The 13253-nt window shown below is 67.5% G+C and carries 12 protein-coding genes; 9 read left to right on the forward strand and 3 right to left on the reverse strand.

The window, feature by feature from the left end:
• Nucleotides 1-302 precede the first annotated feature (302 nt).
• Nucleotides 303-2039, forward strand: a complete 1737-nt coding sequence (locus AWB94_RS15470; RefSeq protein ID WP_084395546.1) for a purine-cytosine permease family protein — start codon at nucleotides 303-305, stop codon at nucleotides 2037-2039.
• Nucleotides 2040-2097: 58 nt separating this feature from the next.
• Here the strand turns inward: AWB94_RS15470 and AWB94_RS15475 are convergent, their stop codons facing one another.
• Nucleotides 2098-3162: a substrate-binding domain-containing protein gene (locus tag AWB94_RS15475; RefSeq protein ID WP_062660182.1), complete on the reverse strand. Its 1065-nt coding sequence runs from the start codon at nucleotides 3160-3162 to the stop codon at nucleotides 2098-2100.
• Nucleotides 3163-3322: 160 nt separating this feature from the next.
• On the opposite strand from AWB94_RS15475, the gene AWB94_RS15480 reads away from it, so the two are divergent.
• Nucleotides 3323-3781 (forward strand): MarR family winged helix-turn-helix transcriptional regulator, encoded by a 459-nt coding sequence (locus AWB94_RS15480; RefSeq protein ID WP_062660183.1) that lies wholly within the window; start codon nucleotides 3323-3325, stop codon nucleotides 3779-3781.
• A 34-nt stretch (nucleotides 3782-3815) separates the two neighbouring features.
• On the opposite strand, the gene fmdA is transcribed toward AWB94_RS15480, so the two are convergent.
• Nucleotides 3816-5069 carry a formamidase gene (fmdA, locus tag AWB94_RS15485; protein WP_062660252.1) on the reverse strand — a complete coding sequence of 418 codons (1254 nt, stop codon included), beginning with the start codon at nucleotides 5067-5069 and terminating at the stop codon, nucleotides 3816-3818.
• Between the two features lie 134 nt (nucleotides 5070-5203).
• Between fmdA and AWB94_RS15490 the strand changes: the two genes are divergently transcribed.
• Entirely contained in the window at nucleotides 5204-5491 is a 288-nt protein-coding gene (locus AWB94_RS15490; RefSeq protein WP_062660184.1) for an FmdB family zinc ribbon protein, read from the forward strand.
• On the opposite strand, the gene AWB94_RS15495 is transcribed toward AWB94_RS15490, so the two are convergent.
• Entirely contained in the window at nucleotides 5477-6184 is a 708-nt protein-coding gene (locus AWB94_RS15495) for a nitroreductase family protein (RefSeq protein WP_165766692.1), read from the reverse strand. The two genes, AWB94_RS15490 and AWB94_RS15495, sit on opposite strands and share 15 nt — an antisense overlap.
• Before the next feature lie 107 nt (nucleotides 6185-6291).
• On the opposite strand from AWB94_RS15495, the gene AWB94_RS15500 reads away from it, so the two are divergent.
• The 6 genes from AWB94_RS15500 to AWB94_RS15525 all read left to right on the forward strand — a co-directional run bounded on the left by AWB94_RS15500 (nucleotide 6292) and on the right by AWB94_RS15525 (nucleotide 13234).
• On the forward strand, nucleotides 6292-7557 hold the full coding sequence (locus tag AWB94_RS15500) for an aspartate kinase (protein ID WP_062660186.1): 1266 nt from the start codon (nucleotides 6292-6294) through the stop codon (nucleotides 7555-7557).
• Nucleotides 7558-8595, forward strand: a complete 1038-nt coding sequence (locus tag AWB94_RS15505) for an aspartate-semialdehyde dehydrogenase (protein ID WP_062660187.1) — start codon at nucleotides 7558-7560, stop codon at nucleotides 8593-8595.
• A 67-nt stretch (nucleotides 8596-8662) separates the two neighbouring features.
• Nucleotides 8663-9715, forward strand: coding sequence for a glycoside hydrolase family 183 protein (locus AWB94_RS15510; protein WP_084395547.1), 1053 nt, complete (start codon nucleotides 8663-8665; stop codon nucleotides 9713-9715).
• Nucleotides 9716-9850: 135 nt separating this feature from the next.
• Nucleotides 9851-12160: a maltose alpha-D-glucosyltransferase gene (gene treS, locus AWB94_RS15515; RefSeq protein ID WP_062660189.1), complete on the forward strand. Its 2310-nt coding sequence runs from the start codon at nucleotides 9851-9853 to the stop codon at nucleotides 12158-12160.
• Between the two features lie 53 nt (nucleotides 12161-12213).
• Nucleotides 12214-12624, forward strand: a complete 411-nt coding sequence (locus tag AWB94_RS35805) for a hypothetical protein (protein WP_062660190.1) — start codon at nucleotides 12214-12216, stop codon at nucleotides 12622-12624.
• Nucleotides 12625-12709: 85 nt separating this feature from the next.
• A complete protein-coding gene (locus AWB94_RS15525; RefSeq protein ID WP_062660191.1) occupies nucleotides 12710-13234 on the forward strand; it encodes a hypothetical protein in 525 nt (174 codons plus the stop codon).
• Nucleotides 13235-13253 lie beyond the last annotated feature (19 nt).

Consider the following 13253-nt stretch of genomic DNA (forward strand, 5'->3'; position numbering starts at 1 on the left):
GCCGCCAGGCCGATCACTGGCAGTAGACGATGTTTCTGTTACGTAGACAGGATTGCCGTGTTGCCGCCGGGTAAATGACCGCCGCCGGTTCACTGGCACCCGACTCCCGCATCGTCTGTAAACGCCTCGTGTCCGGCGCGTAACGTTCCATTTGGAGTACTGCCATTTGGAAGTAACGGTGTTAGTTTCCTTGCGGCGGAGCAGATTCCGCCGCAGTGCCTCATCGCGTCGCCAGCGCCGTCCGAACGCGAATCCCTTATGAGTCGGCCGCTCCCGCACGGGACGCGGTGAGGAGACAACACATGACGTCATCTGAGCAACCGGTGGGCGAGGTGCAGGTACATCCCACCGCCGCGCCGCCCGGCAGCGGGCCGTGGGCCCGCTTCGTCACCTGGGCCGGCCAGGACACCATCGAGGACTTTTCCCTGCGCTATGCCCCCAAGTCGTTCCGCAAGTGGAGCCCGATGGCCTGCGCGGTGGCCGCCCTCGGCGGTATCGCCTACCTGGCCGACTATTCGATTGGCGCCTCCATCGCGGTGACCCACGGCTCGGCCAGCGCGGTGGTGGCGATCCTGGTCGCCGCCGTCACCATCTTCCTCACCGGCATCCCGATCGCCTATTACGCCGCGAAGTACAACATCGACATGGACCTGCTCACCCGCGGGGCGGGCTTCGGGTACTTCGGATCGACGTTGACCAGCCTGATCTACGCCAGTTTCTGTTTCATCTTCTTCGCCCTCGAAGGGGCGATCATGGCGCAGGCGATGAAGCTGGCGTTCCATCTGCCGCTGGCCCTGGGATACATCATCGGCTCGTTGATCATCATCCCGTTGGTGCTCTACGGCATGACCGCGCTGGCCAAGTTCCAGGTGTGGACCCAGCCGCTGTGGCTGGTGCTGTTCGTCGCGCCCATCGCGTTCATCGCATCGGCCGATCCGGACGGGTTCCACGGCTTCCTGTCCTGGGCGGGAGACGGGGGCAGTGAGCGGGTCACCGCGATCGGTGTGGGCGCCGGTGCCGGCGTGGCGCTGTCGCTGATTGCCCAGATCGGTGAGCAGGTCGACTATCTGCGCTTCATGCCGGAGAAGTCCGAAACGCCAGCGTTGCGCTGGTGGGCGGCGGTGCTGGCCGCCGGTCCCGGGTGGGTGATCCTCGGTGCGGCCAAGCAGATCTGCGGTGCGTTCCTCGCGTTCTACGTCGCGGGCAAGGTCGGTTTCACCGCCGCCACCGAACCGATCGAACAGTTCCTCGGTGGCTTCGGGTCGGTGATTCACAACGACACCGTGGCGTTGGGGCTCGCGACGTTGATGGTGCTGCTGTCGCAGGTCAAGATCAACGTGACCAATGCCTACTCGGGTTCGCTGTCGTGGTCGAACTTCTTCAGCCGGGTCCTGCACGTGCACCCGGGCCGCGTCGTCTACCTCGCGCTGCACATCGCGATCGCGCTCTCGCTGATGTTGGGCAACATGTTCGCGGTGCTCAACACCATTCTGGGCTTCTACTCGAACGTGGCGATCGCGTGGGTGGGCGCGATCGTGGCCGACCTGGTGATCAACAAGCCGCTGCTGAAGCTCAGCCCGCCCTACGTGGAGTTCAAGCGCGCCTACCTGTACAGCATCAACCCGGTGGGCTTCGTGTCGATGATGGTGGGCTCGTTCTTCTCGATCTTGGCCTTCTTCAACGCTTTCGGGCCACTGCTGGCGGCCTGGTCGCCGTACCTGGCCCTGAGCCTGGCATTCGTGCTGTCCCCGGTGATCTGCATCGCCACCAAGGGCAAGTACTACCTGGCCCGGCCCAACCCGCTGCGCGAAGAGATCGAGAAGGAACCGCTGTGGGCGGGGCAGACCCTACTCGACATCGTCGACAACAAGCGCTACGAACTGCCGGATATGGTGCACGACTGCCCGTTCCACCACGGGCCGGTGTCATCGCTGACCTGCACCCTGACCAAGGACTGCCACGACATGTGCAAGACCGGTGATCATGCCACCTCGGCAGCCTCGGACGCCCTGCGCGCCGAACTGAGTCAGCGGGCCTGAGCCCGCGCACCGCAAGCGAATCCCGCCGCACCGGGCCCACCGGTGCGGCGGGATTCGTTCACGCGCTCAACTGATCGATGACCCGGAACTCCACATCGGTTGTGTCCGCGAGAAATACGGGCTGATGGGTGTGTGCCCCGCGCATCGCCACCTCGCCGCGCGGCCCCTGATAGGACACCGTGGAGCGGACCCGGTCGATCGCCCGAACCTGCAGGCTGCCCGCGGCGCCCGCCAGGGCGGCCAGCAGGAGCAGGCCCTCGTAGCAGGATTCGCCGATATTGTTCAGCGTGGGTGCGGTCGCGCCGAACAACTGCTCGTAGCGCGAGCCGAAGCCCATGTTCTCCGGCGTCACCAGACTCTCGAAATAGCCGCACGCCGTGTAGAGACCCTGGGTGCTGCCGTTGCCGCTGGCGCACAGCACGTCCTCGCCGATCATCAGCGACAGCCGGATCTGCTTCTCGTGCAGCCCGGCCCTGGCGAAGGCGCGGTTGAAGGCGGCGTTGTCGGTCCCCACCATGAGAACCAGCACCCCGTCCGCCCTCGATGAAGCGATGAGGTCCAGCGACGCGCGGAAATCCCGCCCGCCCAACGGGATGAACGCGTCGCCGGCGAAGTCGAATCCGTTGGCGTGCATGTAGTCCTTGGTGACGGCGGCGGTCTGGCGTGGCCAGATGTAGTCGTTGCCGACGATGCACCAGCGCTTGATCCCCTGGTTGGCACGCAGCCACTGCAGGGCGGGAAAGAGCTGTTGCTGGGGTGTCTCACCCACCATGTAGACACCCGCGGTGTTCTCGCCACCCTCGTAGAAGGTGGTGTAGACGTACGGGACACGGCCCGCCGTGTGCGGGGTGATCACCTGGCGCGCGTTGGACAGGTGCCATCCGACCACGGCGTCGACGGAATGCGTGTCGACCAGCCGGCGCATCTGCGCCGATATGGCCGACAATGGTGCGCCCGCGTCGATCGGGTGCAGACGCACCGGGCGGTCCAGGATGCCGCCCGCGGCGTTGATATCGGCCACCGCTAACTCGGCGCTGACCTCGCAGGAAGGGCCGAACATGCCGGCGGGTCCGCTCAGGGGCACCACCAACGCGATATCGACCGCATCACGGCTGTGTTCCATATCGTCAAACACCTCACCCAGGCCTGCCGTGGGGACGACGGCGCCGGATCCCCTAACGTGAGTGCACCGCAGCAGCGGTGTTTGACAACATACTCCGCGGCGCGCGAAATTTCTTTCCAGCTGAAACTTCCTGGCGGCGCCGGGTAAGCTGCTGGGCAACATGGACACCACCCCGGACACCCCAGCCGCCGTCGAAGAACTCGCACGGCTCGCAAAAACCGTTGTGCAGGAACTGGATCGGGCGGTTGCGGCCCAACTGGACGGGATGACCGTGGCCCAATGGCACGTGCTGAGTGCGCTCGAGGGCGGCCAGGGCAAGGCGATGTCCGCGCTGGGGGTCGCCACCTTGCTGCCCGGCCCCAGTCTCACCCGATTGATCGACGGCATGGTCGAGGACAACCTGGTGCTGCGCAAGGTCGACGTGACCGATCGGCGCCGGGTGCTGGTGTTCCAAACCCGCCGCGGTGCGGCGGCCCACCAGCGGGCCAGGGCCCGGCTGGCCAAATCCGAGGATCTGACGGCGCTGGTGACCCGCAATGCCGGCGTGGCCGAGCTACTGGGTGACATCTTGGCCCAAATGCGGGGCCAGGACCTGGCGCCCACCTCGGCACCGGCCTGAGGGCGGGGGCCGGTGCCGGCCCCCGCCGGCTCGGTCAGAAGCTGGCGTGCGGTGCGCCCATGCCGGGATCGACCTGATACGGCCCGGCCGCCGACGGCGCGACCGGGAAGTCGAAGATCGCCGTCGGGATGTACACGGTGGCACAGGAATTCGGGATATCGACCACACCGGAGAGTCGCCCTTCGATGGGCGCCGAGCCGAGCAGCAGGTAGGCCTGCTCGGGGCTGTAGCCGAACTTGGTCAGATAGTCGATGGCGTGCAGACAGGCGCGCTGATACGCCAGGTCGGAGTCCAGATACTTCTGCTCGCCGTCCAGGGTGACCGAGGTGCCGGAGAAGGCGATCCACTCCGAATACTGCGGATCGGTGTTGCCGGGCATGAAGATGGCGTTCTCGTGCACACCATAGGTGTCCATACCGCCCTTGATCAGGTCGACGTGCAGATCCAGGAATCCGCCCATCTCGATCGCACCGCAGAAGGTGATCTCGCCGTCGCCCTGGGAAAAGTGCAGGTCGCCGAACGACAGATTGGCACCGGACACGAACACCGGATAGAAGACCCTGCTGCCCTTGGTCAGGTTCTTGATGTCCTGGTTGCCGCCGTTCTCCCGGGGTGGTGCCGTGCGCGCGGCTTCCGCGGCGGCGCGGGTGAACGCGTCACCGGTCAGGCTCCCGAGAATGGCATCCTGCGGCTCCGGCGGCAGCGCCAGCGGGGGCACCCGGTCGGGGTCGGTCGCGATCAGCGCGCCCTCGCGGGCATTCCACTTGGCCAGCAAGGCGGCCGACGGCGCGGTGCCCATCAGGCCGGGATGCACGATGCCGGTGTACTTGACCCCGGGCACGTGGCGGGAGGTGGCGCTCTGCCCCGAGAAATCCCAGATCGCCTTGTACGCGTCGGGGAACTGGTCGGTGAGGAAGCCGCCGCCGTTCTGCTTGGCGAAGATGCCGGTGTAGCCCCACCCTTGGCCGGCCAGTGGGCCCGAATCCTCTTGCGGAATGGGCCCGACATCCAAGATGTCGACAATCAGCAGGTCGCCGGGTTCGGCCCCCTCGATGGCGAACGGCCCCGACAGGCAGTGCACGCCCTTGAGCGGCGCGTTGAGGATGTCCTCGGCCGAATCGTCGTTGACGATCGCGCCGTCGAACCACTCCCGGCAGTGCGCCCGAAAACTGCTGCCGGGCTTGACCGTTACCGCGGGCGGGATGTCCGGATGCCAGCGGTTGTGGCCGACGATCTGTTGCTCGGTGAACTTCTTCGTCGAATCCAGCGGAAACAGTAGTTCGGGCACGGCGACCTCCGGGATGCGCTGTCGAGTGATCACATAATTCCAAATAGAACTATTCAGAGCAGGGTACATAGGGTCGGCAGATCGCGCGCGTTAACAACGTATGACGCTGCCGGCGAACGGTTATCGTGTACCGCATGCCGACCTACCAGTTCCGCTGCCCCGGCGAATGTCCGGACTTCAGCGCCAGGTATTCGATGGCCGAGGTGCCCGACGAGGATGCCTGCCCGCAATGCCGCGCCACGTCCCGGCGGTTGATCGGCACACCTGCGCTGGGCATCGGCTCCACCCCGGCCATGCGGCTGCACGACCGGACCCGCGCCAGCGCCGACGCGCCGCAGGTCGTCAGCGCGTTACCGCGCGGCGCGCGCCGGGCCACCCCCGTCAGCACCAACCCGCTGCACCGGCGGCTACCGCGCCCCTGACGCCCAGTTGAGGACCAGCCGGTCCAGGCCCAGCCGCTCCCGCGGCCGGTGGTCGCGTTCCACGATCGCCTCGTCGGCGCGCGTGTAGTCACCGAGCGTGCCGACGGCCACCACCGCGAACGGGCGCAGCCCCGGTGTGAGCTCCGCGGCGGCGACGGTGTCGAAACCCGCCATCGGGTGCACCACCAAGCCGCGACTGACCGCCTCGATGGACAGCGACGCGATGGCCGCCCCCACGTCCACGGCGGCATACCGTGCGGTGCGCTCGTCCTCGCCCTCGTCGGCGCACACCAGGATCAGTGCGCCCGCCGCCTTGGCGTAACTGTTGCCCCGTTTGAGCAGACCCGCCAGGGTGGTGAACGTCTCGCCCCCGCGGAAACCCTCTTGCTCCTCGCCCCCGCGGTATCCCATTTGCTCCTTGCGTCCGCGGTATCCCTTTTGCTCCTTGCGTCCGCGGTATCCCTTTTGCTCCTCGCCCCCGCGGTGTCCCTTTTGCTCCTCGCGTCCGCGCAAACCCACCAGATACCGCACCGGCTCGCGGTGGCCCCAGGTGGCCGACCAGCGGGCGGCCTCCAGCAGTGCGGTCAGGTCCTCGGGATCGATCACCGCATCCGGGTCGAACGCCCGGGGGCTCCACCGCGCCGCGATCGGCGGGTGGATCGGCACGCTCGTGTGTGCGGTCCGGTCCACCATGGTCGTCAAGGCTACCGCCGGGCGCGGTAGCTGGATGTAGGGGAAAACCGGCTGCGCCGACCCCTTATCCTTGTGTGGACATTCCCGGCGGTTGAGAGGTTCGTGCAGTGGCGCTCGTCGTGCAGAAATACGGCGGATCATCGGTGGCGGACGCCGATCGGATCCGGCGCGTCGCCGAGCGCATCGTGGAAACCAAGAAGGCCGGCCATGACGTCGTCGTCGTGGTTTCGGCGATGGGCGACACCACCGACGACCTGCTGGATCTGGCCCGGCAGGTCTCCCCGGCGCCCCCGGCCCGCGAGATGGACATGCTGCTGACCGCCGGTGAGCGGATCTCCAACGCGCTGGTCGCGATGGCCATCGAGTCGCTCGGCGCGCAGGCCCGCTCGTTCACCGGCTCGCAGGCCGGCGTCGTCACCACCGGTACGCACGGCAACGCCAAGATCATCGACGTCACTCCCACGCGGCTGCGCGAGGCGCTGGACGAGGGCCAGATCGTCCTGGTCGCCGGCTTCCAGGGAGTCAGCCAGGACAGCAAGGACGTCACCACCCTGGGCCGCGGCGGCTCGGACACCACCGCCGTCGCGCTGGCCGCCGCGCTGCACGCCGATGTCTGCGAGATCTACACCGACGTCGACGGCATCTTCACCGCCGACCCGCGCATCGTGCCCAACGCCAAGCATCTCGACGCCGTCTCCTTCGAGGAGATGCTGGAGATGGCCGCATGCGGGGCCAAGGTGCTGATGCTGCGCTGCGTCGAATACGCCCGCCGATACAACGTGCCGATTCACGTCCGCTCGTCGTACTCGGACAAGCCAGGAACCATCGTCAAAGGATCGATCGAGGACATCCCCATGGAAGACGCCATCCTGACCGGAGTCGCACACGACCGCAGCGAGGCCAAGGTCACCGTCGTCGGGTTGCCCGACGTTCCGGGGTACGCCGCCAAGGTGTTCCGCGCGGTCGCGGACGCCGACGTGAACATCGACATGGTGCTGCAGAACATCAGCAAGGTCGAGGACGGCAAGACCGACATCACCTTCACCTGCTCGCGGGAGAACGGCCCCGGTGCGGTCGAGAAGCTCGCCGCGCTCAAGGACGAGATCGGGTTCTCCCAGGTGCTCTACGACGACCACATCGGCAAGGTGTCACTGATCGGCGCCGGCATGCGCAGCCACCCCGGTGTGACCGCGACCTTCTGTGAGGCCCTGGCCGAGGCCGGCATCAACATCGACCTGATCTCCACCTCCGAGATCCGCATCTCGGTGCTGATCAAGGACACCGAACTGGACAAGGCGGTCGCCACGCTGCACGAGGCCTTCGACCTCGGTGGCGACGAGGAAGCGGTCGTGTACGCGGGATCGGGGATATAGATGGTTGCGATTGGTGTGGTGGGCGCGACCGGTCAGGTCGGCCAGGTGATGCGCGCGCTCCTCGAGGAGCGGGACTTCCCGGCCACCTCGGTGCGGTTCTTCGCCTCGCCGCGGTCGGAGGGCAAGAAGCTCACCTTCCGCGGTCAGGAGATCGAGGTCGAGAACGCCGAGACCGCCGACCCGTCCGGCCTGGACATCGCGCTGTTCTCGGCCGGCGCGACGATGTCGCGGGTGCAGGCGCCGCGGTTCGCCGCCGCCGGTGCCGTCGTCGTGGACAACTCGTCGGCGTGGCGCAAGGATCCCGACGTCCCGCTGGTCGTCAGCGAGGTCAACTTCGACAGGGATGTGCGCGGCGTCCGCCTTGCCAAAGGCATCATCGCCAACCCGAACTGCACCACCATGGCCGCCATGCCGGTGCTCAAGCCGCTGCACGACGAGGCGGGCCTGACCCGGCTGATCGTGTCCAGCTACCAGGCCGTCTCGGGTACCGGGCTGGCCGGGGTGGCGGAACTGGCCACCCAGGCCCGCGCGGTGATCGACGGTGCCGAAGGGCTGGTGCACGACGGCCGCGCCGTCGACTTCCCGGCTCCGGTGAAATACGTTGCGCCCATTGCCTTTAACGTTGTTCCGCTCGCTGGCGCACTCGTTGATGACGGTACCGGCGAGACCGACGAGGACCAGAAACTTCGCAACGAGAGCCGCAAGATCCTCGGCATCCCGGACCTGCTGGTGTCCGGTACCTGCGTGCGGGTGCCGGTGTTCACCGGTCACTCGCTGTCCATCAATGCCGAATTCGCCGAACCGCTTTCGGTGCAGCGCGCCCACGAACTGCTGGCCGACACGCCGGGCGTGAAGCTGGTGGACGTGCCCACCCCGCTGGCCGCCGCCGGCATCGACGAATCGCTGGTCGGCAGGATCCGCCAGGATCCCGGTGTGTCGGACGGCCGGGGGCTGGCGCTGTTCGTCTCCGGTGACAACCTGCGCAAGGGCGCCGCACTGAACACCATCCAGATCGGCGAACTGCTGGCACAAGGCTGATTTGCGCCGAAACGCACGTTTGGGCGCGAAAGTACGAGTGGCGTGCGCCATTTCGTCCATTTCGGCGATGGTGTGCGCCGTCCCCGCGCAGGCCGACCCCGGGTTGACGCCCGGCCAAGTGGTGCGGCTGGGGCCGGTGGCCGGAACCGGTACGGCTACCGGCGATTACGGTGTCGGTGCGACCGACCTGTGCGAGTTCATGGAGTTTCCCAGCCGGACGCTGCAGGTGTGCGGCGACAGCTTCGCCGGTCAGGGGGTCGGGTTCGGCACCTGGTATTCACCGGTGGCCCTGCACATCGACCCGGACTCGATCGCCACGCAGCTGCGGGTCACCGGTGTCACCGGCACGACGGCGCCGTTGCTGGCCGACCCGAAGGCCCCGGGCAGCTCGCAGCTTCCCGCCGGCATCGTGTCCATCAACCGGGAGAACTACCTGTTGGTGACCACCACCCGCAACCTCAAACCGGAATCGTCGCGCCTGGTCAAAGCGGATGCGGCGCAGCCGAACTGGCCCACGGTGCCGGGGTCACGGCGGGCTGCGTCCTACGCCGGCGGCGCCCAGTCGCAGATCAGCGGCTATTACGATCCCATCCCGACCCGGGAGTCGCAGCGCGGATGGGTGTACATCGTGGCCGACAACTTCGACCGCTCCAGCCCGGTATTCCTCTACCGTGTGCCGCCCCAGGACTTCACCGACCGCGGCCGGTGGCAGGGCTGGTCGGCCACGCAGGGCTGGGGCCGTACCCCGACGCCGCTGTGGGCGGACCCGGCCGGCGAGCTCAGCGTGCGCCAGATCGAGGGCAAGACGGTGCTGTCCTACTTCAACGCGGGTACCGGCAACATGGAGGTGCGGGTCGCCGACGACCCGACCGGGCTGGCAACGGCACCCGTCACCACGGTGGTGGTCGCCGCACCGTGGCCCGAGGCCCCCGAGGAGTTGCCCGATCCGGACGACAACAGCCTGGCCCAGCCCTACGGTGGCTATATCTCACCGGCATCCACCCTCGACGACGTGCGGGTGCTGGTCAGCCAGTGGCACACCGCACCCGCCGACAGCGCCCCCTATCGGGTGATCCAGTTTGCGGTGAACCCGTGGAAACCTTGGGACACAAGGGGTTAGCGTGCCGGACCGGCTTCCGTGGCCGGTCGCGTAGCATCGAGACGGTGCTCGCCCCTCGCGCCGGAAGGTTTCGGCGGAGCGGCTTCCGGAAATACTGCCCCATGGCGCTGCCATGCCAGGCCAGGGAGGAGACAGATGTCGTCGCAGACAGCTGAGCCACCGGAGCCGGCCGTGGTCTCCACCGGGTCCCCCGAGGAACAGCCCAACGAGCCCGCCGAGATCACGTTCGACGAGTACCTGCACCCGGCGCGCCCCAGGACGCTGCGCTCCCGCCCGCGGGTGCGCACGCCGTTCGTCCGGCGGTCGCTGGCGCAGGACGGTGCGCCGACGGGGGAGAATCCGGCGTACGTGTCCTGGCTGCTGTCGCAATCGATGCTGGCCGACGCGAACGAGATCAGCCAGCAGTTCTCCGGGCAGGGGTCGATGTGGCAGAACCCGTTCGCCCGGCCCAACCCGCGCTCGGCGGTCGACACCGCCTCGGTGTGGTTCACCGCGTATCCGCTGTCGTTGATCACCCGGCCGGACGAATCCTTCCTCAAGGCGATGGCCGACAAGGAGATGTGGAAAGCCTTTGCGCAGATCGGGATTCAGGCCATCCACACCGGTCCGGTGAAGCGGGCCGGCGGCATCTCGGGCTGGCAGCTGACCCCCAGCGTGGACGGCCACTTCGACCGGATCAGCACGCAGATCGACCCCGCCTTCGGCACCGAGGACGAGTTCCGCGAGATGTGCGGCACGGCCAACTGGTACGGCGGCACCATCATCGACGACATCGTGCCGGGGCACACCGGCAAGGGTGCGGACTTCCGGCTCGCCGAGATGAAGTACGCCGACTATCCGGGGATCTACCACATGGTGGAGATCGACCCCCGCGACTGGGAACACCTGCCCCCGGTTCCGGCCGGCGCCGATTCGGTGAATGTCGATGCGGCCACCGAGGATTGGCTGGACAAAGCCGGATACATCATCGGCAGGCTGCAGCGCGTCATCTTCTACGCCGAGGGCATCAAGGAGACCAACTGGAGCGTCACCCGCCCCATCGTCGGTGTCGACGGCGTCGAGCGGCGCTGGGTGTACCTGCACTACTTCAAGGACGGCCAACCGTCGATCAACTGGCTGGACCCCAGCTTCGCCGGGATGCGGCTGGTGATCGGTGACGCGCTGCATTCACTGACCGACCTGGGTTCCGGCGGGCTGCGCCTGGACGCGAACGGTTTCCTCGGTGCCGAGAAATCCGCCGAGGACGACGTCGGCTGGTCCGAGGGGCACCCGCTGTCGCAGGCGGCGAATCAGTTCATCGGCAGTATGGTCCGCAAGCTCGGCGGATTCACCTTCCAGGAGCTGAACCTCACCATCGACGACATCCGGGACAACAGCATCGCGGGCCCGGATCTGTCCTACGACTTCATCAACCGGCCGGCCTACCACCACGCCCTGGCCACCGCCGACACCGAGTTCCTGCGGCTGACGTTGCGGACCACGCTGCAGACGGAGGTGGATCCCGCCTCGCTGGTGCACGCGCTGCAGAATCATGACGAGTTGACCTACGAGCTGGTGCACTGGTCCGCTGGCCACCGCGACGACGTCTACACCTACAAGGGCCAAGAGGTCACCGGTGAGGAGCTCGGCCACACCATCCGCACCGACCTGACCGAGGTGCTGACCGGGCCCCGTGCGCCCTACAACCTGGTGTTCACCACCAACGGCATCGCGTGCACCACGGCGACGGTGATCGCCGCGACCCTGGGGATCGCGGACCTCGACCAGATCGCCGACGCCGGCGGTGAGGGTGTCGCCCTGGACCGGATCCGGCGGGCGCACCTGTTGCTGGCGATGTTCAACGCGCTGCAACCCGGCGTCTTCGCGCTGTCCGGCTGGGACCTGTGCGGCATGCTGACCTTGCCGCCGGAGCAGGTGAGTGAACTGCTGCGCGGTGGTGACACCCGCTGGATCCATCGCGCCGCGCACGACCTGATGGGGGTCAACCCCGGTGCCACCCATTCCGCGGCCGGCATGCCCCGCGGAACCAGCGTGTACGGATCGATTCCGGAACAGCTCGCCGACGAGACCAGCTTCGTGCGTCAGCTACAGGCGATTCTGAAGGTGCGCACCCACTTCGGCATCGCCACCAGCCGGCAGATCGATATCCCGGAGGTGTCGCACCGCGGGATGCTGGTCATGGTTCATCAACTCGACGACCCCAACCAGTTGCAGCTCACGGTGCTCAACTTCGCCAACGAGGACATCGCGGGCACGGTGCGTTCCGAGCATCTGCCGCCCAGCGCGGTGGTCACGGACATGTTCAGCGGCAAGGTCATCGGCAACGTGGACGACCTGCACAGCTTCGCGGTCGAGATGCCGGCCCACCACGGCATGTCGCTGCTGGTGGAAGTGGAAGCCGATCCCGACGCCGACGACGGTGCCGGCATCGCAGCTCACAGCTGATTCATATTGTCGAGCTAACCGCTACATGGCCGGGCCTCGGCATCATGAGAAGCATGAGTGATGAAGTCGAAACACCCACCACCCCCGTGCCGCCGGTGGCCCCCGCGCCCGCGCCGCCTCCGCCGCCGCCGGTCGTGGAGCGCAAACGCCCCAACAAGGTGTTCCAGATAGCGGCCTGGGTCGGCATCGCGGCCGGGGTGACCTTCATTGTCGCGGTGGTGTTCTTCTCCGGGTTCTACCTGGGCAAGAGCTCCGACGGCGGTCATCGCGGCGGCCCGCACCGCGAGGCGGGCATGTTCCACCGCGAAGGCCCGCCGATGGGGCCTCCGCACATCTTCTTCGGGCCGGCCGGCCCGGGCGGCTTCGCAGGCGGTGGCCCCGGCGGCCCCGGCGGGCCGGGCGGCCAGCAGGGCCCGGGTGGCCCCGGTGCTCCCGGCGGCCCGACCTTCGTGCCCCGACCCTGAGACTTTAAGAGGACGGTCACGGGGGTCTGAGGAATTGCCGTGACCGCTTGGCAGTGGCGGGTCGCTCGTGAGAGTGTCCCTAACCATGACACGCCGGCCATCGCCTACCGCGCTGATGGTCGGCGTTGTGGTATTGGCGACGATCCTGTCCTCCTGCGGATTCCGGGCCGCACCCGCCGATGTCGCGACGTCGACCGTCTTCGGGGTCGGGGACTGTGTGCAGATTCCGTCGGCGACGCCGGAGCGGCCGGCGCGGGCCGGAAAGTCGTCCTGCAGCGCCGACCCGAGCTACACGGTGGGTGCCACCACGGACGCCAACGGGAACTGCCCGAGCAACGAATATCAGCATCTGTCAACGCAGTTGGCCGAACCGGGGACCGCGCGGCTGTGCCTGGTGCCCAATCTCGTCGCCGAGCACTGCTACACGATGGAAATGCCGATCGGTGTGGTGCAGAAGGCCGATTGCGCCGACCGCGGCTCGGCCATGATCGTCCAGATCACCCGGCGGTTGGACGTCCACGACCAGTCCGCGTGCCCCGCCGTCGCCGGCTCCTACGCCTGGCCGTATCCCGCGCCGGCCCGCACCTACTGCACGCAGACCCTCTTCTAGGGCCTTTCTCGGGTCGCAG

The organism is Mycolicibacterium canariasense, assembly GCF_002101555.1.
GTDB classification, from domain to species: Bacteria; Actinomycetota; Actinomycetes; order Mycobacteriales; family Mycobacteriaceae; genus Mycobacterium; species Mycobacterium canariasense.